The 24,074-nt window shown below is 39.5% G+C and carries 19 protein-coding genes; 8 read left to right on the forward strand and 11 right to left on the reverse strand.

Annotation, left to right across the window (positions count from 1 at the left end; genetic code table 11):
* Nucleotides 1-83: 83 nt before the first annotated feature.
* Nucleotides 84-431: an avidin-fold protein gene (locus tag G500_RS0109045; RefSeq protein ID WP_035756869.1), complete on the forward strand. Its 348-nt coding sequence runs from the start codon at nt 84-86 to the stop codon at nt 429-431.
* Between the two features lie 24 nt (nt 432-455).
* A complete protein-coding gene (locus G500_RS0109050; RefSeq protein ID WP_027002327.1) occupies nt 456-773 on the forward strand; it encodes a hypothetical protein in 318 nt (105 codons plus the stop codon).
* A 67-nt stretch (nt 774-840) separates the two neighbouring features.
* Here G500_RS0109050 and nadD read toward each other — a convergent pair whose 3' ends face one another.
* Both nadD and gmk read right to left on the reverse strand, forming a co-directional pair.
* Nucleotides 841-1,413 (reverse strand): nicotinate (nicotinamide) nucleotide adenylyltransferase, encoded by a 573-nt coding sequence (nadD, locus tag G500_RS0109055; protein ID WP_027002328.1) that lies wholly within the window; start codon nt 1,411-1,413, stop codon nt 841-843.
* Between the two features lie 43 nt (nt 1,414-1,456).
* The gene (gene gmk, locus G500_RS0109060) at nt 1,457-2,035 is read right to left on the reverse strand and encodes a guanylate kinase (RefSeq protein WP_027002329.1); all 579 of its coding nucleotides are present in this window, start codon (nt 2,033-2,035) and stop codon (nt 1,457-1,459) included.
* A gap of 138 nt (nt 2,036-2,173) precedes the next feature.
* Between gmk and G500_RS0109070 the strand changes: the two genes are divergently transcribed.
* Nucleotides 2,174-2,929, forward strand: coding sequence for a 7-carboxy-7-deazaguanine synthase QueE (locus G500_RS0109070; protein ID WP_035756993.1), 756 nt, complete (start codon nt 2,174-2,176; stop codon nt 2,927-2,929).
* Between the two features lie 11 nt (nt 2,930-2,940).
* Here the strand turns inward: G500_RS0109070 and G500_RS0109075 are convergent, their stop codons facing one another.
* The 7 genes from G500_RS0109075 to G500_RS0109105 all read right to left on the reverse strand — a co-directional run bounded on the left by G500_RS0109075 (nt 2,941) and on the right by G500_RS0109105 (nt 9,819).
* Nucleotides 2,941-3,276, reverse strand: a complete 336-nt coding sequence (locus G500_RS0109075) for a Rieske (2Fe-2S) protein (RefSeq protein ID WP_027002331.1) — start codon at nt 3,274-3,276, stop codon at nt 2,941-2,943.
* Between the two features lie 125 nt (nt 3,277-3,401).
* Nucleotides 3,402-3,992, reverse strand: a complete 591-nt coding sequence (locus tag G500_RS0109080; protein ID WP_027002332.1) for a NifU family protein — start codon at nt 3,990-3,992, stop codon at nt 3,402-3,404.
* A 30-nt stretch (nt 3,993-4,022) separates the two neighbouring features.
* Complete coding sequence (uvrC, locus tag G500_RS0109085) at nt 4,023-5,894, reverse strand: excinuclease ABC subunit UvrC (protein WP_086047863.1); 1,872 nt, start codon at nt 5,892-5,894, stop codon at nt 4,023-4,025.
* A 35-nt stretch (nt 5,895-5,929) separates the two neighbouring features.
* Nucleotides 5,930-6,637, reverse strand: coding sequence for a metallophosphoesterase (locus G500_RS0109090; RefSeq protein WP_027002334.1), 708 nt, complete (start codon nt 6,635-6,637; stop codon nt 5,930-5,932).
* Nucleotides 6,638-6,657: 20 nt separating this feature from the next.
* The gene (locus G500_RS0109095; protein ID WP_035756872.1) at nt 6,658-7,812 is read right to left on the reverse strand and encodes an Eco57I restriction-modification methylase domain-containing protein; all 1,155 of its coding nucleotides are present in this window, start codon (nt 7,810-7,812) and stop codon (nt 6,658-6,660) included.
* A complete protein-coding gene (locus G500_RS0109100; protein ID WP_027002336.1) occupies nt 7,805-8,422 on the reverse strand; it encodes a hypothetical protein in 618 nt (205 codons plus the stop codon). Before G500_RS0109100 ends, G500_RS0109095 begins: the two co-directional genes overlap by 8 nt.
* A 53-nt stretch (nt 8,423-8,475) precedes the next feature.
* A complete protein-coding gene (locus G500_RS0109105; RefSeq protein WP_035756997.1) occupies nt 8,476-9,819 on the reverse strand; it encodes a peptidylprolyl isomerase in 1,344 nt (447 codons plus the stop codon).
* A gap of 356 nt (nt 9,820-10,175) precedes the next feature.
* Between G500_RS0109105 and G500_RS0109115 the strand changes: the two genes are divergently transcribed.
* Nucleotides 10,176-14,336, forward strand: a complete 4,161-nt coding sequence (locus G500_RS0109115; RefSeq protein ID WP_027002338.1) for a DUF445 family protein — start codon at nt 10,176-10,178, stop codon at nt 14,334-14,336.
* Between the two features lie 53 nt (nt 14,337-14,389).
* Here the strand turns inward: G500_RS0109115 and G500_RS0109120 are convergent, their stop codons facing one another.
* Together G500_RS0109120 and G500_RS0109125 are read right to left on the reverse strand one after the other, a co-directional pair.
* Nucleotides 14,390-16,483: a hypothetical protein gene (locus tag G500_RS0109120; RefSeq protein ID WP_027002339.1), complete on the reverse strand. Its 2,094-nt coding sequence runs from the start codon at nt 16,481-16,483 to the stop codon at nt 14,390-14,392.
* Nucleotides 16,484-16,536: 53 nt separating this feature from the next.
* The gene (locus G500_RS0109125; protein ID WP_051203441.1) at nt 16,537-17,151 is read right to left on the reverse strand and encodes a sigma-70 family RNA polymerase sigma factor; all 615 of its coding nucleotides are present in this window, start codon (nt 17,149-17,151) and stop codon (nt 16,537-16,539) included.
* 298 nt (nt 17,152-17,449) lie between these two features.
* Here G500_RS0109125 and G500_RS0109130 point away from each other — a divergent pair, with 298 nt between their 5' ends.
* Genes G500_RS0109130 through G500_RS0109145 form a run of 4 tightly spaced genes read left to right on the forward strand, consistent with a single transcriptional unit; the run spans nt 17,450 to nt 24,035 of the window.
* Complete coding sequence (locus G500_RS0109130) at nt 17,450-18,772, forward strand: hypothetical protein (RefSeq protein WP_027002341.1); 1,323 nt, start codon at nt 17,450-17,452, stop codon at nt 18,770-18,772.
* A 21-nt stretch (nt 18,773-18,793) separates the two neighbouring features.
* Entirely contained in the window at nt 18,794-19,198 is a 405-nt protein-coding gene (locus tag G500_RS0109135; RefSeq protein ID WP_027002342.1) for a hypothetical protein, read from the forward strand.
* Nucleotides 19,199-19,201: 3 nt separating this feature from the next.
* On the forward strand, nt 19,202-20,611 hold the full coding sequence (locus tag G500_RS24985) for a hypothetical protein (RefSeq protein ID WP_051203400.1): 1,410 nt from the start codon (nt 19,202-19,204) through the stop codon (nt 20,609-20,611).
* Nucleotides 20,612-20,654: 43 nt separating this feature from the next.
* On the forward strand, nt 20,655-24,035 hold the full coding sequence (locus G500_RS0109145) for a hypothetical protein (RefSeq protein WP_027002343.1): 3,381 nt from the start codon (nt 20,655-20,657) through the stop codon (nt 24,033-24,035).
* Nucleotides 24,036-24,074: the final 39 nt, after the last annotated feature.

A 24,074-nucleotide genomic window follows, 5' to 3' on the forward strand; every position in this document is an offset into this window, starting at 1 on the left:
AAAATCACTAAATAAAACATTTTTTTACATTCTATCTTTATTTTTTTTATTTTCCATTCACCACAAAACCCCAAAAACTCCCTATGCAAAAGGCAATAAATTATGACAAAAAATCTTTCAGACCCTTCATAAACACTGATAACGGTGAAACTTCCCAAGAAACTACTTTCCACTACACACAAAATGGGAATATGATAACAGCAACCTATTCAGGTGGAAAAATCAAGTTTGGACATTTGATAGGTCTGGTCGACGAACTTGGAAATATAGAGATGCGCTATCATCAGATAAATACAAACAACGAATTGATGACGGGCATTTGCAAATCAAGACCAGAAGTTTTGCCAAATGGAAAGTTGAGATTGCACGAAACTTGGCAATGGACAAGTGGAGATAACTCAAAAGGTACATCAATTATTGAAGAAATTTAATTTCGTAGAAAATAAAAAGCAGACATGAACTACTGGAAAATTGCATTTTGGAGTTGTCTGGCACTTTTGGTGGCAGTAACCTGCTTTGCAGCTTACGCAATCATTGACCAAGCCTATACCCTAACTTATCAAAAAGTTGGGTATGAAGACACCGAAAAAGACCTTGAAGAGCTTATGGAGATTGTGAGCGAAACCAATTTGAGCAAAAAACAGATAATAGAAAAACTTAAAAACGACAGTCATTTTGACTTTGCAGACTTCAAAGCCGATACGATTTCGCTCAACCGAATCTTGCTTATATTTGAAGACGATAAACTAAAAAAGGTAACGAAACAGTGGTAGAATAAAATATAAAAACAACAATTTTATAGATAAAATATCCTGTTTTTTTTATTGTAACAAACTACCCCTACAAATAAAACTTCTTCAACCGTATCATCGTTTCTACTTCGGGCGTAACCAAATAGCGAATGGATTGATGCGCTCCTATGCGCTTGCGGATAAAAGTTGCCGAAATGTCTATCATTGGTGCATCTACCAAGCGGACTTTTTCATGTGTATGCCAAACCGTTTTGGCAACAGCAGGACGCGGATAGACCAAAATATGGTAATATTTCAAGATTTTATCGTAATTTTTCCACTTCTGAAAGTGCGTCAGGTTGTCTTCACCCATAATGAGGGCAAATTCGTGTTGTGGGTATTTTTCGGAAAGGTGCGCCAAAGTGTCAATCGTATAACTGGGGCGAGGCAACGAAAATTCTATATCCGTAACGTCAAGTAGGGGATTGTCGCCGATGGCAAGGCGTACCATGTCGTAGCGGTCAAATTCGTGTAGCAACGAACCGCGCTCCTTGTGTGGATTGTGAGGCGAAACGACAAACCAAACTTGGTCGCAATCCGTACTTTGCGCCATCGTATCCGCCAAAATAAGGTGTCCGATATGGATAGGATTAAACGAACCAAAAAAAAGACCGATTTTCATAGCGCGTAAAGTCGGGTTAGGATTGAATCGCTTGTCTGATAGCCTATGCCGTTTCCACTTCTAAAAATTGGAGCAGTAGTTTTTCAGCCTCTTTCAAGGCAGTATCTAAATCGTCGTTGAGCAAAACGCAGTCGAAATCTGCTTCAAATTGCATCTCCTCTTGCGCCTTTTTGAGGCGTTCCGCCTTTCGCTCCTCGCTTTCGGTTTGGCGTTTTTCAAGCCGCTCTGCCAAAGCCGTTAGGCTGGGTGGCTTTACAAAGATGGAAAGGGCTTGGCTGCCAAAATATTTCTTCAAATTGATGCCGCCCTTGACATCAATATCAAAAAGCGCGATTTTGCCTTCCTGCCATATCCGCTCAATCTCACTTTGTAACGTACCATAAAACAAGCCCTGATAGACTTCCTCGTACTCCACAAAGGCTTTTTGTGCTATCTTCTCCTTAAACTCTGCCAAAGTAAGGTAGTGATAATCGCGCCCTGCTATCTCATTGGGGCGGCGTGGGCGCGTCGTGGCAGAGATAGAAAAGGCTAAAAAGGAAAACTTTTCTAAGAGGTGGCGCACAATCGTAGTTTTTCCTGCTGCCGAGGGCGCAGAAAAGATAATGACTTTCTGTTTTTTCATATTCTTTTCCAAAATGCCTTTTCAAAGTACAAAGGTAGGCAAAAAAAAGGAAAACTGCTTTTTTTTATCGCCTTTCGGCGAAGGTCTATTCTTTGCTAAAAAGTCGTATCTTTGCAGTTCTTTTTGAAAAAAACAGATATGTTGAAAGTAGCCAAAATCGAAAACAAACCAGAAATCTTTTACTCCATTCAGGGCGAAGGCAAAAATTTGGGCAAGCCGTCCATCTTTATACGCCTTTCTCTCTGCAACCTCGCTTGTATTTGGTGCGATACCGATTATACGTGGAATTGGGAAAATACTACTTTTATACATCAAAACGACCAAAATCCAAACTATCAAAAGTATTCTAAAAAAGAGTACCTCATCAAACTTTCTAACCAAAGTCTGATAGCCGAAATTGAGCAATATCCCTCCCTGCAAGTAGTCATCACAGGGGGCGAACCGCTATTGCAACAAAAAAACTTAGTTTCTTTTATATCCGACTTAAAAGAAAAAAATCAAAACTATCATATAGAATTTGAAACCAACGGCACTATCGTGCCGCTTGCAGCCTTAGATGCACAAACCGACCAATATAATGTTTCGGTAAAATTATCCAATGCCCAACTTGCTGAAAAAGAGCGGATTAAGCCTGCTGCCCTTCATTTTTTCGCCGCCTCTAAAAAAGCCTATTTTAAGTTTGTGATAGAAAAGGAGCAAGATTTGGAAGAAGTCTTTGCCCTGCAAAGCACCTATCAAATTCCAAAAGAACGCATCTACCTGATGCCCGAAGGTAGGCAGCGCGAAACGCTACAAAAACGCCAAAACTGGCTCATAGAAATCTGCAAAAAGCACCTCTTTAATTATACCGACCGCCTGCACATTCACATCTACGGCGACAAACGCGGCATTTAGACCCTAAAAAACTATTCCGAAAAAGGCAGACAAATAAAAAGTGCGCCCTGCCGCCATTCGAGCGGATACGTTTTGAGCGAGCGGCAGTGATGACCGCTTTTTTCCTCGCCTGTCTGCATAGAAAAGCGAAACTGATGCCAAGGGCAGATAATTTCGTCGGCTTCGTTGAGTTCGCCTTTGTGCAAGAAGGCGTTTTGATGGCTGCAAATATCGTCGAAGGCAAAAATACCCCTTTGAGTACGTGCCAAGCAGATGCGCAAATCGCCTGCCCGTATCAAAAGCATACTCTGTAAAGGCAACTTTTCAAATGCCACACTTTCCGACTCAAAAACTTGAAACCACATCATAAAACAGAAAAGCTAAAATAGGAAAGCTAAAACAGAAAATTACGGTACTTTCAAAAGTAGGGACAAAGCCAGCCTTGTCCCTACAAAATGTTTATGATTTTTAAGAAACCAGTCCGATTTATTTTCTAATTTTCCGCCACTACCTCTTTCACTTCGGGCATCATACGCTGAAAAAGGTTTTGGATTCCTGCCTTTAAAGTAATCATAGACGAAGGGCAACCGCTACAAGAGCCTTGCAGTCGTACCTTCAAAACCCCTGCGGCAGCATCAAAATCAGAAAAAACAATCGCGCCGCCGTCCATTTCTACGGCAGGTTTGATATATTGGTCTAAAATGTCTTTAATGCGGCGAATAGTGGGGTCTTCCTGAATTTGTATCTCCATTTCGGGCATCTCCTCTATAAAGACAGGCTTTTGTGCCTCGAAGTATTCTTTCAAAAACTGACGTACCTGCGCCAAGACCTCTGTCCAGACGGTGTCTGCGTCTTTGGTTAGGGTAATGAAGTTTTTGGCATAAAAAACACGCTTGACAAAGCCAAACTGCTCGAAGAGCGCGACCGCTAAGGGCGATTCTTCTGCTTGTGTCGGATTTTCGTAATCCTTAACCACATCTTCGGGAACGATAAAAAAGCTCAAAACGAACTTCAAAGAGTTGGGATTCGGATTTTCTTCTACGTAAATATGCACGTAGGGCGATTGAGAAGTAGGTGCAGACATGTATTTTTACTAAATTTATGGCTTAAAACATTAAAGACTTTTGAAATAATCGCGAATGAGCTTGGCTTTGGCATTGCCTACCACTTGTGCAATTTCACCGTCGGCGGCTGCCTCCATCTTTTTGATAGACTTGAAATGTAGAAGCAATTTTTCAACGGTTTGTTTGCCAATACCTTTGATATTTTCCAAATCGTTTTGTAGTGCCTTTTTGCTGCGCGTTGCCCTTTGGAAGGTAATGGCAAAGCGGTGCGCTTCATTGCGAAGGTGTTGAATAAGTTTGAGCGAGGGCGATTTTTTGTTGATATAAGTAGCAAAACTATCCTGTGGGAAGAAAATTTCCTCCATGCGCTTGGCAATGCCAATGATAGGCACTTTGCCATAAACACCCAGCTCCTGCATGGCGCGTACCGCCGAACTAAGCTGCCCTTTGCCGCCATCTACGACGATAAGGTCGGGCAGGGGCTGTTTTTCCTCCAAAACGCGGCGATAACGGCGAGATACTACCTCGTACATGCTGGCAAAATCGTCTATGCCCTCTACGGTCTTGATGTGATACTTACGATAATTGCGCTTCGAGGGTTTGCCACCGATAAAACAAACCATCGAAGAAACCGTATCCGTACCCTGCAAATGCGAGTTATCGAAACATTCTATATGCAGTGGCAGGCGTGGCAGGCTCAAATCTTTTTGTAATTGTTCTAAAACTTTGTACTTATTCTCACTCTTTTCCTCCGTAAAGGTTAGTTTTTTGCGTATTTTTTCTTTTTTAAAGAAGGTAACATTTTTTAAAGAAAGGTCTAAAAGTCCCTTTAAGTCGCCAATTTTGGGCTGCACCACTTCTACTTCGGGCAAAGGCAACTCTAAGGGCAAGTTACAAACAATTCTTCGCGCCGTACTTTTGAATTTCTGACGAAATTCTACTACAATCAGCGGCAAAATTTCAGTCGCATTTTCTTCTAATTTTTTCTTAAAAGATTCGTTTTGGGTATAAATAATACTGCCGTTTTCTATTCGCAAGTAGTTGATATAGAGGGTTGTATCATCTTCTTCGGCAGTAAAAACTTCGGTATCTGAAATATTCGGATTGGTAATCAATGATTTACTTTGATACTCGGTAAGTGCCTGCAATTTGAGTTTTTCCTGATGGGCTTGCTCAAATTGCATCTTTTCGGCTGCCTGCTGCATGCGGCTTTTGAAATATTCTTTGGCAAGGCTGGTTTTGCCCTTCAAAATCAGGCGAATCTGCTCGATGTATTTTTCATACTCGGCTTCCGTTTCCAAGCCCTGACAAGCCCCTTTACAGTTTTTGATATGATATTCTAAACAAACTTTGTACTTTCCCGCTGCAATATTTTCAGGACTTAAATGAAAATAACAAGTTCGCAACGGATACAGTTGTTTGATAAGTTCGGTGAGTGCGTGCAGCGTTTTTCCATTTGTATAAGGACCGAAATGCTCGCCCTTCACCTTATCGGGCTGCCTTGTGGTAAAAACGCGCGGAAAAGGCTCATCACTAATGCAGAGGTAGGGATAAGTTTTGCCGTCTTTTAGCAAAATGTTGTAGTGTGGCTGATGCGTCTTGATAAGATTGCTTTCCAGAAGCAGCGCATCTACTTCGGTATTGACCACCGTAATCTCCAAATCTACAATTTGTCGTACTAATTGGCGCGTTTTCCTATCGTATTGATGCGATTTAGTGAAATAGCTACTCACCCTTTTTTTTAAGTTTTTCGCCTTTCCTACATAAATAATTTCATTTTTTTCGTTAAAATATTTATAAATACCTGCCTCTTGCGGCAAATTTCGGACTTTTTCACGCAACTCTTGGCGCAGAGTCGTGAAATTTTTATGCCCTTCTTCTGTGTGATTTTCAAAATCGGCAGAGGGTTCTGTTTCAGCCATAATTTTTTATTTCAATTTTTATGATACTATTTTGACTATTTATCCAAACAAGGGGTATAGAAAAGACGGCGGCTTTCCATCTCAAAGGCGCAGAGAAAACCAATTTCCTGATGACAAAGTTGGTGATATTTCTCCAAATTTACATACACACAGCCATTATCAAGCGGAATTTGTGGCTCTTGGTCTTCAATAGCCGCTTTTATTTGTTCCAAGCCATGCACAGAATGTCCGAATAAGACAGTTTTATTATTTGTTTTGCTTAAATCATTTTTAAAATTTCTATTCCAAAAGAGTGCCTTTTTGTTGTCATAAAGCGTTTCGCCTTTCAAATCAAGCCCCGCATGCACCAAAATATAAGACTCCAACTCTACATAAGGCAAAAGCGATTGAAAATAACTTTCGTATTTTGGCAAAAAATTAAAATCTTTATCAAAAAATGCTTCCAAATAATTTTTTTTCAGCCAATAGCGCAAACGTTTTTCTGCGCCAATTTCTTCGTTTTTTGCTTGCGCCAAATTTTCTAAAAGCATCTCCTCATGGTTGCCCATTAGGGTTATGATTTGATACCCTGCCTGCCTTTTTTCCAAAATCCAATCCAGAGCCAGCACCACATTTTTGCCTCTATCTATGACATCGCCCAACAAATAAACGCTATCTTGTGGCGTAATTTCCAACACATTTTCAACCAAATGAATCAGCGTTTTGCCACAACCATGCACATCGCCTATTGCAAATTTTCTCATTGTTTTTGTTTTTAAAGTTTTTAAAAAAGTGTTGTTTTAGCTATATCTTCTTGAAAAAAAGAAGGCAATAACGTGTTTTCCAAACTCTTCTGTGAAAACAAATAACGCCCATCACACACAAAGCCCAATTCTTCCCAATTAACCTGATTCAACTTTTCACAAAGTAGAGCCTCGTCAAGGGTCTGATTTTTAGGAAAAATTGCCAATATAGAACCATCATAATTTAAGCACTCGTTTAAAAAAAAAGGCGATTGATGACGCGTTTTAGCATTTACGTATATTCTTTTTTCGGTACTCTGGTAATGATTTCTGCCCCACTGCCACCAATTTGTTTCATCAAACGTTTTTATTTTTCGTGCTAATAGTTGTTCTTTATATTGTATTAAATGCGAATGTGGTTGATTAAATATCATTTTTCGTAGCTCCCCTGTTTTAAACGTTTTGGAACAGACAAAGGCTTCATTCCCATACGTTTCGTGCGTAAAAAGTTCATCATGACCGCTTACCGCTCCTACTTTTACAAAAAATACGTCACTAAACTTAATAGAATAGTTATTATTTGTAAAAAGTAACTGTCCATTAGAAAACAAAAATGTTTTGTTTATATTACTTTTTCTACTAAAATTCCCTTTCTCGAATCGCCAAATTAAACAGTTGGGAGCAAATCCTTCAAATACTTTTTTATCACCTAAGTCTATTATATCTGTAATTGTGCCATTTTTAAAAATAAAATTATTTAGTTTAATACTTGAAGTAGCTTTTAAAAAATCGCGCGGAGTTATAAAAATAAGTTCGCCTCCTTCTTTTAGATGATGAATAGACTTCTCTATAAAAAAAAGATAGAGATTGCTTCTTTCATCGAAAAGCTCACTTTTTAACTTTTTCTTTGTATCTTCTCGAATACTTTGATAACGAACATACGGAGGATTTCCAATAATAGTATCAAATTTTTCTTCAATATCGTAATCAAAAAAATCTATATTGATGGCATTAGGTACAAATGCAGCCTGTTTGGGGTCTATTTCTATGGCTACACAGTTGGGTATTTGCTTGGCAAACGCCCCATCTCCACAAGAAGGCTCTAATACACGTCCTTGATTTCGCCTAAGTTGTAACATCTCCGCCACAATATGAATAGGTGTAAAAACCTGTCCAAGTTGTTCTACATTATACATATTCTTCGAAATGAATTTTAAAATCTTCGTATATCTGCGCCCTTAGCGCAATAGACCTGCCAAAGTTACGAAGAATAAAGGATTTTGCCTCCTTAAAGTTTCGATTTTGAAATATTCTATTATCTTGCCATTTGCATTGGAAGGGTAAATTATTTCCGTTGGGCTGTAAAATCTGAAGCCCCTTTAAACTATTACAAAAAACATCTTTTTTATTATCTTTATTTATTACTAAAAAATAGTAGTCTTTATTATTTTCTTTTAAGTTGTTTTTTAATTTCTCAAAATATTGAGCGTACTTAATCTCATTTTGAAAATCGGGAATCAGACCTGTCAGGGCATAGTAAATACCCAATTTGCAATTTAAGTTATCAGCATGGGTTGTGTCCGTAATTTTAATATTGATTGGGAAAAAGCTGCCTGCTTCTTCAACCGCAAAATCATACCAAGCCCTACTTCGCGGTATCTGAATTTTAAACGCTTGTTCTATTACTGCCAAGACTTCTCCCTCATTGATGGAAGCATTTATACGTCCGTCATCATGAGCAGCAGAAAGCTGCATTTCTTGTGCAATAAGATAGTCTTTAATTTGAGTTATTATTTTTGGTATCATATTATTGATTATTAAAAAAGCCTATGCTTCTACACATAGGCTCTTTTTTGTGCCTACAACCCCTGCAAAATACCACAATAATCGTATTCGGGCGCGATGTCGATGTAAATCTCTTTGATGGCATCTAAAAACCAATCGTTGAGTACCTGATTGCGCTTATCCGAAAGAGCAGCTTGCTGGATTTTTTCATAATCTTGCTCCAAATTAGCAACATGTGGTTCAATTTTATTTTTAAAATAAAGGATACGAATGGCATCTTTGCCGTCACCAGTACGAAAACGCAACGGCGGACTAACCTCTCCTACTTTCATTTTATCTACCACCTGAAAGGCTGTAAAATCCATTTCCTCTGCCAAAAGTTTGGTGCTGCCTGTGTTCGGATTAGCAATCATGGCAGAATTAGCGCGTGAGCCTTTGTCGTCGGTGTGTTTGACGGCAATCTTCTGAAAATCAGCAGGATTTTCTATTATCACCTGACGCAGGCTATCCATCAGCAGTTCGGTAGTTTTGATGTCCTCTTCGCTGGGCTTAGGGCGCATCAGGATATGGCGAGTGCGATACAAATTTCCTCTTCTTTCTAATAATTGTATCAAATGATAGCCAAATTGTGATTCAATCGGCTCTGAAATAGCACCCGCTTCTAAGGCAAAAGAAGCCGCCTCATATTCAGGCACTAATTCCCCTCTATCGTGAAAACCCAAGTCGCCACCTTTCGAAGCCGAGCCTAAGTCTTCCGAATGAAGCGTCGCCAAAGATGCAAAATCGGCTTCACCTGCTTCTACTTGCCTTTTAAAACTAAGAAGTTGCTCCCTAACGCGCTCTTTTTCAGCCTTGTTTGCAATCGGATTTTTAATCAGCACGCCTACCTCGTATTCAGCAGGAAAAAGTGGAATACTATCTTTGGGAATGTTTTTGAAAAACTTGCGCACCTCCGAAGGCGTAACCTTCAAATCTTTGGTTACTTCGCTGCGCATCTTTTGAACCGTCATCTGTTCGCGAATCGGCTCACGCAATTCCTCTGCAATTTGCTCCAAACTTTTGCCCAAATATTGCGCAATTTTATCGGGGTCGCCGCCATAAGTTTCTACCATATAGCGCAAACGCTGGTCTAATTCGCGGTCTATTGCGTTTTCTTCCACCAAAACCGAGTCTATTTCGGCTTTCGCTACCAAAACTTTATTGATTATCATTTCACGAAAAATGCCGCAACGCGCATCACCGGGCAACTTGTCGCCACTTTGCAAAAAGCTTTGATAAGCTAACTCTAAATCTGATTTGAGAATGATATAATCATCTACCTTTGCAATAATTTTATCGGCTACTATATCTTGTGCTTTCGCTGAAAATCCCATCACCCAAAGCAAAGGGAGTAATAAAAGGCTAATCTTTTTTTTCATTTTGATTTTAATAAAACTATAAAAAACAACGTTTTTACGAAATCGTGCGCTTTCCCAAACGCAACTTCTTTCAAGACGCTGCAAAACACTGAAAAGCAACACAAAACAAGCATTTTTTTTTGAGAATGGCAATTCTGCGCCTCCGCTTTGCCGCCGTCAGCCCCTTTTTTCGCTTCATTGGTCTATTTTATTTGCCTTCTCTCCTTTCATTTGCGTATAAAGGCTTGCAGCCTCTCGCTAAATTCGCTATCTTTCGCTGCCTTTCACAAGAAAAAAATCGGCAAAAATGAAATTGCTTGCTTTTTTTGTGTTTTTTTTATCCTTTTACGAATACTTTACTTTGATTTTTTATTTGCATGGTAGGATTAGATTTCATCGCCAAAACCCTCACAGGTGCAGTAGTGGGCTACGTTACAAACGATTGGGCAATCGATATGCTCTTTCGCAAACGATTGGGCATGGGCGGCATTTTCCTCAAAACCCATCAGGAATTTGCACGCAATATTAGCCTTGTTGTAGAGCGCGATATTATCAACCACCACACGCTTTTGAGCGAACTGCAAGGCGCGGAATTTGAAAAAAACATAGAAGCCACCATCAGCCACCTTTTTGATAGCTCCCTAAAAGAAGCTCTGCCCAAAGGCGAAAATCGCATCAAAAACATTCCAAAATTAGCAGATTTAGAAAAAAACATACATCTCTATTTAGATACCCAAATCCCGACCTTACTCTATCCTGCCCTACAAGATTGGAGTGATTCCCTTACACTTTCTCAAATCTTGCCAAAGGAGCAGGCACAAGTATTGGTAGAAAAAGTATTAAAAGACACAATAGAAACGATACAAAAGGAACAAGATATTTTTAAAATTGTAGAAAGAATTGCAGAAACGGTTACGCAAAATAGTCCCGAAACATTTTTAGGAAAAGAAGGGCAGGACTATATTTATGAAAAAACAGAACTAATTTTCAAAGACTTAGCTACCATCTTGGCGCAAGAAGATGCACAACTGCTTCAACCCTTTATCACAGAAATTCAGCAACTCTTTCAGGTAGAAATAGGTTTGGAGGCAGCCGCCCAAAAACTCGTAGAAAAAAACATCATTCAAGTTTTGGGTAAAAATAATGCCGCCCAAGCGATTGAAGCCCTTGTCAAGCAACTGCATAAAATTGTAGATTCAGAAGAAGGGGAGCGCATTTTTTATACGTTTGCCGATTTTTTCATACATACCTTAGAAAAAGAAGAAAAAACGATATTTGAACTTCTCACCCCCGAAGTACGCGCCAACTTAGTAGAGTTTTTCAAAAAGCAGTTTCCCCCCATTTTGGTCAAAGTAATTGGCTGGGTGTATAGCCGTCAGAATGAAATTGAAAAATTAGTTGATGAAACTTTCACAAAGAATGTAGAGTCAGGGTTTAAAAATTGGTTGGTCAAAACTTTTGTCGGCAGCGTGAGCCAGTCGGCAGATGTAGTAAGCAAAATCATTCAAATTATAGAAGAATACCGTCGCCGCCCCGAAGAAGTCGCCTTAGAACTAACCACGTTGGTCATCGATTTTTTGGAGAGCAAGACCGTAGGCGAAATGGTGAGAGGGCTTAAAGGCGAACAAACTACTCAAATTTTTGGCAATATTTTACGAAAAAACATTTCAGAAAGTCTTGAAAAGTTAATCCCTGATGATTTTCTTCATATTTTTGTTCAAAAACCGATTTCTGAATTTGTCAGTGCCGACAAATTAGCTACTTTTCTCAAAAACAACCTTTCTCAATTTATAGACAATTTTAAGGCGCAACAGCTTTATTCGCCTGCATTTCTGAATTGGGTATTACAAAATACAGATAAAATAATAGAGCTATATTGGACTTCACCCATAAAAAATTGGCTTGAAAAGCAAACTATTGTTAATTTTTGGCAAAGCAATGAGCAGGCAGCTTTCGCTTTCTTTGATGATAAAATTAAAAATTGGAGCAGCATAATCGTAACTAAATTATATGAAAATCAGGAAGGAAAGCCGCTTATGAGCCAACTTTCCTACACACAAAAACAGGATATTTTACAGACATTAAGTCAGAAATTGCAAGAAGAAATTAGTCTTTTTCTGAATCAGCATCAGGAGCGCGAACTCGATTCTTACCTACAACAGACGCAAAAATTCCCCAACTTTGAGAAACGCCTTAGCAAAATTATCCACAAACTTCTACTCGACAATTTAGAAACCCTTTTAGAAAATCGGATTTCAGAGTTGGTCTATGGCAATTTAGAGCGTTTAGCACCTACCCAAATCCGCGACATGGTGGAAAAGTTTATGGGAAAAGAGTTAAAACCTATTACTATTTTAGGTGCATTTTGGGGTGGAATTGCAGGAGGCGCGTTGGCTGCTGTCCCTTCTTTTGAGGGCAACTTGGCACTGACCTATGGCGTACCTGCGGTCAGTTATGGCGTTACGGGTTGGGCTACAAATTGGTTAGCTTTAAAAATGATTTTTCGCCCCTATGAAAAGAAAAAAATACCATTCACCCCCTTTTATTTGCCCTTTACGCCCGGCGTAGCGGTGCGAAATCAACCTCGTTTTGCCCAAAACATGAGTAAATTTGTGGGCGACAAACTCATCAACGAAGAAGGATTAAAAGAGGCATTTAGTCAGAATAAAAAACTTTTTAAACATACAATCATTGAAACCATTACGCAAAATGATTATGCAAGTATCGCTACTTATTTAGAAAAAAATAATAGCAAACTTGCCCAGCAAGGCGCAGTACAATTACAAGACTATTTACAAAATAAAAAGGAAATATTGATACAAAATGGAGCGCAGTGGCTTTCACAAGGCAGCGTAAAGGTGGTAGAAAAGTTTTATCAAGATAGCCTGCAATCTCTACCTCAAAAAGGGAGCGCAGGTAGTTCTTCGGAAGAAAAAAATGCCATCAAAGAAGTTCGCGCTTTCTTGCATCAATACCTAACAAGCTATCTTGTCATTTATCAGAAAAAAATTCCTGCTCAAATTCAAGATTTTCTTGCACCAGATACGCTTTTAAGTGAAAAAATCCCTGTTTTCTTACAAGAAAAATTAAGTGCTATCGGCTTGAAAAAAGTATTAGCCCTACTTGAAAAAAACATACAAAATCCAGATGCTATTATACAAAAGCTAAGTATTTTGCTTGAAAAAGAAATCTTTAAAAAGACCGAAAACAAAAGTTTGAGCCACTATCTCACAGAAAGCCAAGCCTTAGCCGCCCAAGAGAGATTAAGTGAATATCTTACTTCTCAACTTAAAATTTCAGAAAATAAAGAAAAAATTGTATCTTTTATCGATAAAAAAATCTCACAAGAACTTGCGCCCGAAAAGCCTATCAACGCACTTTTCAATGGTGCATTGCTGAATTTATTGGTTGTAAATATAGATTTTATCATTCAAAAAATGGTAGAAAAGGGTACAGATTGGATAGCAGAAAACAGCGAAAAAATTGCACAAATTGTATATGAACGCGCTTATCAAGAGCAAAAAACCGCTTTTTTCTATAAAAATGCCATCAAACGCACGACCCTTGAACTTTGTCAGACCGCCATTCCAGAGCTATTGACCAAAGAAAGCCACAGTTTGAGCCGTTTGGTTACGCAGGAGATAGAGCGTTTGGGCTTGGTTGCCTTAGGCGATTTAGGCGTAAAACTCAATAAAACTTACATTGAAAATACCGTTGTTGCACTCTTAGATAGTCCTCGCACACAAAGTTCAGTAGAAGATTTGGCTTCGGAACTTTTAGAAACACTTTTTCACATTCCCCTCGATGCCCTTTTTCGATTCGAAGAATGGCAAGAAAACAACCTATTGCAAACGCAGATACAATCGGAAATTAAAGCCTTTTTCACACATCTATCTGAACGCTATCTACTTGAAAAAGAGCAGATTGAGCAAGAAATAGGCTCATTATTGCAAAAGATACAAACACTTATTTTAGGGCAAAAAATAGACCTTCGTTTTAAGCAGGGTTTGCTCGATGCTTATCTAAACCAGTTGGCAGAATCGGAAAAAGCGCGACAGATTTGGCAGGAGAGCCTACAAATGGCAGAAATAAAAATATGGAAAACCTTACATGAAAAAAGTCTTGATTTCTACCTACCGCCCACTTTTTGGAAACAGACCTTACAACAACTTGCTGTTCTTGTTTTGGAAGAAAAAGCCGAAGTAACGAGCCGTCTTTTTCAAAATAGTATTGCACAAAGTTTAGGCGAAATTTTAAATATTATACCAAAAGAAACGAAAGACTTTTTAGTTCAAATTTTAGTAACCTCTGTGATGGATAGTCTGCAAGAAAAGCTACCCGATTTGCTCACCTCCATCAATATCAAACAAGTGGTAGTGCGCGAAATAGAGCGCATGCCCGCCCAAGAAGTAGAACAATTATTTCAATCTTTTGCACAAAAATATTTTGATAGATTGATTCAATATGGCTTTGGTTTCGGCTTAGGCATGGGGCTTTTATTTGAATTAGGCTATAAAGGGGCAAAAGAAATGCTTTAAGAAAAGATTGTATTTGCTTGAAAATCAAGAAGTTGGGCTTAGAAAATTTATTTTTAATAGCCACCTTTGTATTTTCTAAAAAACCACTCTATTGTAGCGAGCAAAACCAAGATGGCAAAGAGCCAAGGGAGTTTCAAAATTTCCTTTGTCGTTTCGGTGCGATGTAATCTTTGGGTTGCTTCTTTCGTTTTCCAAAATTGTTCTAAATCTGACCAATTTTGTAAGTTGAAAAATTCTCCCTTATTTTGGTTTGCTATTTTACGCAACAAGGCATGATTGGCAGCGGTAGCAAAAGCCTCCAACGCCAATTCTTTGACAATAAATTCTCCTGTTTCGGTTTCAACTTTGCCGTCTAAGATAGTTTTAGCGGAGTATTGATATGTTCCTTGTTTTAAAGAATTGACTAAATATTTAAAGTTTATGGTATTATTTACAAAACTATAAGGATAATTTTTGCCTGCTGCATCTTTGAGAAGCAACTCTATTTTCTGCCCTGTGATTGGCTCATAGGAAGCATTATAGGTTTCTACTTCAAAGGCTATGGCTTCGCCTTCGAAATATTCTGTGGCATTTGGTTTTAATCTAAACCTTTTTTTATCTTCTTTGGTAGCCAAATATTGCACTAATTTGGTGATAAGTTCGTCAAAAGTATCGGCATTTTCATTTTTTGCATATTCTTGCAAACGCCACCCCCAAGTATTTTCTGCCAAAAGCAAGGCTATTTTTTTATCATTTTGCTGATTCGTAACCAAAAGCGGTTTCTTCGTTACGACATTGCCAATGCGCTGGTAGAGCAAGACTTCTGCCCCTGCGCCGAGCGTGTATTCGGCAAAAGGAACTTCTGCGGGGGGATAGTCGGCAAAGACTTTGATTTTTTTATCATCAAATTGAAATTTATTAAAACTACTATTGTAAGAAGGAAAGACTTTATCAGATTGTTTCCCCATAGCGCGTACCTGAACCCCTAATCCGAGCAAATTGAGCGCGTTCAAATTGGTTTGGCTGCCCACAATGTAGAAGGCGGCGTTTGCTTGCTTTTGCAACATTTCGAAGGTCTGAAAATCTTTTTTAATTACCTCATTTGGATATTGGTGGAAAATAACGAGGTTATATTTTTCGTCTTTTTTCAAAGGAAAAATATCGGGAATAAATAAATCAACTTGATAAATATCATTTTTTTCCAAAGCGGCACGCAAGGCTTTTATATCGGGGTGTGGCGCAGGAGCGGCAATTAGGATTTTTTCTTTATTATCTAAAACTTCAATATAAATATTTCTTTCATTGTTTAGATACGTAACTTCACCTGCCACATTTTCAATTTTTATCTGATAGTGTTGTACGCCTTTTTCGTTGGCTTCTAACTGAAAATCAAGACGTTGGAGTGTACCATCGGCGGCAAGGGTGAGGCTTTGCTCTTTCAAAATTGTTCCATTTTTTAAAACAGAAACTTTAATAGTCTTGCCTGCAAAGCCATTTTGTTGCCATTCTACCAAAAGAGGAAATTGGTTTCCTAAGTAGGAAATTTTATTAAAAAGTACAGTTTTAAGGGCAATATCGGCGCGTTCGGTAGTGTCGCCTAAGCCGACAGTTTGGATAGACATTTTGTAGGGATTGAAATCGGGCGAAGTGCCTTGATTGACGATACCGTCAGAGAGCAACAAGACTCCCGCTAAATTTTGATTTTCATATTGGTTTTCTATTCCACTTAAAAATTTAGCTAAGTTGGAGGTCTTTGCTTTGAAATCTTTTTTAAAGTCAAAACTATCTAATTTTGCATCTGCCTGTTCTAAGGTTTGAAATTGCACCTGAAAACCTTTGTCCTCTAAAATACCTTTCAAACTTTTTATCTTGCCTTCTAATTGGACTCTATCATTTTGGGGCGTATTAAGGGCGATAGATTCGGAATTATCTAAGGCTAAGACAACGAGAGGGTCTTCAAACTTATCTTCATTTTGTTTTAAAAAGATTCCAAGCAATAAAAGACATAGTAAAAAAACAAGTACAAATCTTACTCCTGCTAAGGCTCTGTTCACATTTTCACTCCATACGCTTGTTTTTTGATAGAGAAAAAAAGCATAAAGAGCCGCTACCAAAAGGCAAAGTGGAAGATACCAAGCCGAGGCTTCAAAGAAAAGGGTCTGATTCATAGCAGCAAAAAGAGTAGGATAGTAAAGAAGTTGGCGTTTTTTAGAAATCGTATTTATTCAGTAGGATAACCTCTTTTTTTAGCATATTCAAAGAGTTTATCTTTAAGTAAAGTACGGGCGCGGTGCAAGCGCGAGCGCACTGTACCTAAGGGCAGGTCGAGAATGACTGCCATTTCTTCATAGGTAAAACCCTCCAAATCGCAAAGAATGACAACGGTGCGAAAATCTACCGAAAGGGCATTGAGGGCGGTCATGACTTCGTCGCCGATAAGATTTTGCATCGTGGTCGTGCGCAGGTCGGTGGTGTGGGCGGTGTCGGGTGCGTCGGTGTCGTCGTAGGTATCAGCGAGGTCTTGATAATCTACTTTTGCAGGTTCTTTTTTACGTTTTCTAAAATCATTGATAAAACTATTCTTCAAAATTCTGAACAACCATGCTTTCGCATTAGTGCCTTGCTCGAAGGATTCTATAAAGCGAAAGGCTTTGAGATAGGCATCTTGCACCAAATCTTTGGCATCATCTTCCGAAAAAGTTAGTTTATAGGCAAAATTATAGAGCGAATCGGTGTGCGGCATAAACTCGCGCTCGAAGATGGCTCTCTTCTCTGAATCGGTATAGGATAGTTTGGACATAGAATCAAAAAAGCAGTTGGGCAAAAGAAGGCACATCAAAGCCCAAAAATACGCTTTTTCTTTGGGAATGGCAAATAGGGGGGCATAAATCGTAGGCTCTTGCATGCAATTTCATGCAATGTTCTTTTTTTCAACTTTTTAAGAAAAGATTGCGTTTGGAAAGAAGTCCTACTTCTCACCTAAAAAAAAGAAAAGCTAAGGCAAAAAATAAGGGGTAACCCTTAGTTATCTTTTTTTAAGTATTGTTTGTTTTTATTATTTTTATCCTTAGATTTGGGGCAAAAAATAACAGTCTGGTTTTCACTTCGCTTTACTCATCTTAATTTTTCTAAAAATGAATCCTCGCTTTATTCCTATCCTCGTTCTGCTTGTTTTGGTTAGTTTGGCAGGTATTTTTTGGTGCAGTCGCAAGCCTTCGGAAAAAAAAGACGCAGAAAATACAGATAGTAGCACAGTTGCACCTGCTTTTAGTATTTCTAATGTTAAATTTTATTTAGAAACATCAGGCAGCATGGAAGGCTATTTTAAGGGACGTACAGAGTTTAAAGACGTGGTCAATAATTTTGTTACAGACTTGGACGCTCAAAAAGGAAGGGCTAAAATCGAGTTTTTCTTGATAGATAAGGATATAAAACCTTATGAGGCTTCTCTTAACGACTTCATAAAAGATGTGGCAGGCGGCAATTTCTCGATGGGACAAAGTTCGGAAATACATCAAATGATAGAAAAAATTGGAAAAATACACAAAGATACCGAAATTAGTATTTTTATTTCAGACTGTATTCTTTCTTATTCTTCGCAAGAGATTAAAAAAAATACAGAAATAAATGTGCAAAACGTGGAGAGCGTTTTAAAGCCGTATGTAAAAGCGGAATTTTCAAAGTTGCAAAGACGGGGGTTAGCGGTTTCGGTTTATGCACTTCAATCAAATTTTAATGGCAAGTATTTTAATTATAGAAATCAAGTAGTGAATTGTAGCGATTGCCTGCGCCCATATTACGTGTGGGTGATTGGCAAATCTGAATTGCTGTATCTTTTTGAGGAGAAAATAGAAAAGATGAATTTTCCTTACAAAGAAAACCTAACCTTGGGAACTACGCCCAAAACGGTATCTGCTCACGCCCTTTTTCCAAAGGCAGGGGCAAGAAACTATCAAATCAATTCTAATAAATTACAAAATATAGAACGAATCAGTGTAAAAGCAGAAGAAAGTATAGACTTCTTTTTAGCACTCAATTTGGCAGAACTTCCGCCCAAATACCAAGATGCTGCCTTTTTAAAACAAAACTTGCGCTTCCAGACGGGGGACAAAGTCAAAGTGGAAGTAGTGGAAATAAACCCGACCAAAGAGTTTATAGAAACCTACAAAAACGAAAGGCTCAAGCCGCGCCTACTCGAATACACGCACATTATAGAAGTCCGCGCCTATGATTTGCTTTTCGAGCAAGCCGACGTAAAAGTGGAGTTGGAACAGCCCAAGACTCAAAATTGGGTAGCCAACTGGCATACGCTAAACGATTTAGACCCTACACAAGCGACAGGCAAAACCTTTGCCTTGCAACAACTTATAGACGGGGTAAAGGAAGCCTACGCACTTTCAGAAAACAAACCTACCTTTCTTATCCAAACGCAATTTAGCCTTACAAAGAAAAAATAACCCAACTAACCCATTTACAATATGAACGACCTTTTAGAAAAAATCTATACCCTCTTTGGCTTTCTTGCCGACATGGGCGAATACCCCAACTACCTCAATGAATATTACAGCGACATTTTCCCTGTCGTGATGCTTTGGTTTGTAGTTGCGCCGCTGGTAATGGTCATCTTGTACTACCCTATTTTTGGGCGTAGCTCGTATGTATCAGGCGAAAATTGGGCATGGCTCACCAGTTTGATTTTGCTCTTTGCGATTGTGGGCTTGGCTACCAGCTATCAAGCGATGGAAACGACACAACAGGTAGAAGTCTGCTCTTTTGTCATTTATTTGAGCCTTTTCAATGGATTTTTGTCTTGCCTGCTCTATTTTGCCCTTTCGCTTGTAGGACGCAACTTTTCTATTCACGCTAAACACACTCCTTTCTAAACTATGAAAACCTATATTTTTGCCATCGGTGGCACAGGCGCACGTGTCTTGCGTGCCTTTACTTTCCTTTTGGCAGGCAGACCTGATATGCCCCAAAATTTAGAAATTGTGCCAATCGTGATAGACTTGGACGCACAGAACGCCGACACACAGCGCACCCTAAGCCTGATGGACTTCTATCACAATGTTCAAAAAAATGGAAATGCGGGCGTAGGCGAAAGCAAAGGGCTTTTTGGTGTCAAGATAGAAAAGCACATGGGAAGTTTTACGCTCGATTTATTGCCCAATAAAGGCGGCACAAAGTTTGGCGACTACATCAACGAAGGGCTTTTAGAGGGAGCAGATAAAGACCTCGTACATAGCCTTTATGACGATAGCCAAAATACAGGAACGGAAGAACTCTTCCTCGACCTAACCGTAGGCTTTAAAGGCAACCCCAATATCGGCAGTGTCGTTTTCAACGACATCAAATACAACAATGCCTATCAAAACTTTGAAACCAACTTTCAGGCAGGTGATAAAATCTTTGTTATCGGTTCGGTATTTGGCGGTACAGGCTCTTCGGGACTGCCCCAACTTATCAAAGTCATGCGCAATTCGAAGAACGCCAACATAAAAAAGGCGCACATCGGAGCTTTATTGATGCTACCCTACTTTGCCGTACAAGCACCCGACGGGCAGCCTGCTACCATCAATTCCCAACTTTTCAATTCGAAGACGAAGGCGGCATTGGCTTATTACGAAGGCTTTTTAAACAACGACATCGACCATATTTACTACTTAGCAGAGCCAGCACAGCCGCCTGCTTTCAATTATAGCGAAGGAGGGCAGAAACAAAGAAATGAGGCGCACGTGGTAGAACTTTTAGCGGCTTCGGGGATTGTGCATTTTATCAACCAAAGCAAACAAGGCGCAACCCAATATCACGAATACCTGATAAATGACACGCAAACCACGCCACTTTCCAAAAATAAGCACCTGCTCAAACACAATTCGCAACCCCAAAGCTATATCGGAAAACCTTTGGTGAGGCTAAGGGCTTTTCAGTGGCTTTTCGAAAAGCATAGGCACAATGTTGCTAATAATACAGGGTTTCTGGTCAAGTTCAATCCCGAACTCAATAACCTTGCTTCTGATTTGAATGGCTTTTTTAGAAATTTCGACGAGTGGCTTAGTGAGACCGCTGAAAATTCAGGGCGAAAATTGGAGTCTTTCGAACAGATAGCCAATCTAAAAGAGGACATAGATACGCTTGTAATGGGCAGAAATCTAACCAAAAAAACATTTGGAATACCTCAAAGGCAGTACAAAGCAGGTACACTTACCGAAAAGCTCAATGTAGAGGCAGATAGCAACAAGCCGACCTTAGAAGCCTACTACAATGTTGTCAATAGCCTCGATAGGCTTTTCTAAACCACTTTTCCTCACCGAACCTCAAAACTGACTCAAAAAGCACATGGAAATATTCAGAATTCATAAGGGCAATGTAGCACCTATTACCGACGGTTGGGCTACTACCGCAGCCATAGACCCTAACACCATTCCCGACAACCTAACAAGCGTTTCGGCTAAGTTTTCTACCTCTGTGCCTTCGCCTTTTGCGCGTATGCACCTTTTTGATACGGCTTTTCAGTTTGTCAATAAAAACCAGAACCCTAACCAAGGCAAACCCTATCAAGAATTTGTGGCGGAGTGCTTAGACCTTTTCGAACTGCTTTTTTATTTCGGAAACAATCCTAATAAAATCGCCTACCAAGTTTGGGAAACCAAGCATACAGACCCAAATAACAACCCACCTTCTCCACTACAAGGGCAGTCTAAAACCTTAGCCGACGCGCTGCACGTTTTTCTGCAAGACCCACCTTTCAACCAACTTAGCGAAATTGTCCTTATCTACTACAAAGAAAATGGACAAAACTACCTTGTGGGCGGAACTTCGCCGCTTACCCTTTTCTATACTTCGCCTAATTGGAAGCGCAACAACCTCAATATCACCACACCAAAAGGGCGAAAACTTTTTCAGAGTGGCAATACAGACGGCATTGCGGTTAGAAGCCCCGATTTTCAGGACTATATGTATGATTTCTTGAAAGCCAATGGGGGCAGTTTGAATACAAACATGAAGGCTTTGTATGACTATCTAAATACATACTTCGCTAACCGAAATAGCTCCTACGATTTTCAGCAGCACGACCCTATTCGCCTTATTCCCAATAGGGACAGGCTCAACTGTGCAGGCATAGAATTTCGCACCTTCAATCCCAATCTTTTGAAGGCTGCCATAGAAAACCAAAGCGATTTGGTCTTACAACTTGAAAATCAGGCGAAAGCCGCCACCATAAAGGGGAAATATGGCTTTATGCCGCTTGTTTTGGCACAGAATGGCACAGCACACAACCAAACAAACTTACAGTACGTGCCTGCACCGCTCAATATTAAGTGGAACGACAGCACAAGCGTAACCGACTATGGCGGAATGGCAGCCATGCCGCTCGATATGCGTCCTTTGCCGCAGGTAAGTCAGCCTTACCCATACCTTACCGTAGGCGATTTTCTGCACGATACCCTTCTCGAATTGCCCTTTGATGAAATAGATAGCCGACACTTTTTCACCGCAGGGCAGTCTATAAACTTTCTGCTTCCTATCAAAGCCGAATACTTCGACTTTTTTGATATACAACACCTCAAAAAGCAGCTTTCTATTCAAAAAAACAGCGATACCGACATCACCGTCATTTTAGAGCTGCCCATCAGAAACCAAAGAACGGTGCGCCTCAAAAGAAACTATAAGTCCGCCGACATACGCCTAATCAGATGGCACATGGGCATTTATCCTTTCTATAAAATTACAGACCAGCTTGCACAAAATAGGTACGCAATGATGGCTACCTGCGAAAGCCCCGACCGCGACCGCTTCTACCTGCATTTCAAAAAGCAAGACGGCACAAGCCTAACAGCCACACAAAACCTCCGTACCGACTTCAAAGAAGCAGGCTCACTTTCTTATAGCTACCAAATTGCAGGCGATTATTTCGACTACATAGAGGTAGAAAACCGAGAACAAAACCGACAAAACCCCAGCCATAGCAGAGGTTTGCTCATTCCCAAGATGCAGGAAGTAGAACTTGATAGAGCCGTAGATACCTACGCCTTCTGTATAGACTTCGGTACAAGCAATACTTATGTGGCGTATGGGCGTGTGGGAAATGGCGACATAAATACGCTACCTATTTTGTCAGAAAAAGCTCCCAAACCCATTTTTGTTAAATCTCCAAATTCGAGTTATGGTATCTTTCCAGAGTCGCGCATCTTGGATTTTAGAGAGTTTCCCCCTTCTGAAATACTAAAATTTGAAGGAGAGAAAAAAGTTATCTCTTTCCCTATACGAACAGCTACCATTGAATTTAGTAGTTTTTTAGCAGGTAAAAATGCTTCTATTTTAGATAATATTCAAATAGGAATAAATATTTTAGAAGAAGAAAATTTAATTCCTATCACTATAGCACATTACACCACAAATCTGAAATGGCTATTGGGCAAAACTACTGTGGGAGGGAGAGAAACAGAAAAAATAGCTTCTTTTTTTGAATATATTTTATGGAATATTAAAAACTTTATTATTCTTAATAGTGGAAAAGCTGATGAAACTAAAGTATTTTGGCTTGCTCCACAGAGCATGAACGGTGGGTTACAAGGGCAACTTTCTGCTTTGTGGAATAGGGCTTTCCAAAAGGTGTTTCCTAATAGCCCAGCGACACAAATAGAGCAAAAAAATGAATCTATAGCTCCCTACCTCGCACTTTTAGGTTTAGGCAAAACCAACCCCGCCGCTACAACTATCAATGTGGATATAGGTGGCGGCACCAGCGACGTGATTGTCATTGACCCTCTTTCGCAAAAAAACTTTATTACCTCTTTCCGCTTCGCAGGTGACGACATTTGGGGCGATATAGAGTGGCAATCTGGCACAAGAAAAAACCGCTTCGTGCAGTTTTTTTACAATAGTCTGTCCGCCTTGAGAAGTAGAAATCGAAGAGCCGCCGACCGCTTCGAAACAGTCTATCACAATAGTAGCCTTTCTGATGCCGATGTGATGAGCTTAGTATTCAAATATGCTGATGAATTTCAAGTAGAACAACTAATTTTAGCAGAAAGCAAACTAAAATCTTATTTGCTATTACATTATTCTGCTATAATTTATCATTTAACTGAATTTCTGCAAGCGCAAGGAGTTGAAAGGTTGCAAGTTCTTTCTTTTACAGGAAAAGGCTGTGAGTACATAAGATACTTAGGTTTGCCAAATCTGCTGAACAACCTAAGCAAGGAATTGATACGTGCCTTTTCCCAACCACACGAAGAAAATGATAATCGCAAGGAAATACAAGCTACTAATTTGAAAATAGAAACCTACGCCAATCCCAAAGAACTCACTGCACAAGGAGCTATCTATGAGTGGAAAGGCAAAACTCTCGTATCAGGACAATTAGTAACTAATACACTTTTAGGAACACAACGAATTGAACTGGCTAAAAGAGTTGAAGGTGGGCGCAACTTACCTTTTTCAGAAGCTAAAACGCAAAAGGAAGCTGTTTTAGAGAATGTCAAACGCTTTATAACGATACTAACCCAAAATCCACTTATAAGCACCCAAGTAAGCGATTTGGGTATAGACCTCAACCATTTTAGAGGTGAAGACAACCTCACCCGCTTTATGGAAAGTGCCTCCAGCAGTTTTGATAACCTTATGGTCGCGCGTGGTTATCTGCAAAATCCCGACGAGCCGCTGGAAGAAACCATGTTTTTCTGGACGCTCAAAGAAATTTTATTCGACTTCTAACACCTTTCCAAACCCAAGCGAAAATCTTTCGAGGTTTTC

The sequence above is a fragment of the Hugenholtzia roseola DSM 9546 genome, assembly GCF_000422585.1.
Taxonomy (GTDB): domain Bacteria; phylum Bacteroidota; class Bacteroidia; order Cytophagales; family Bernardetiaceae; genus Hugenholtzia; species Hugenholtzia roseola.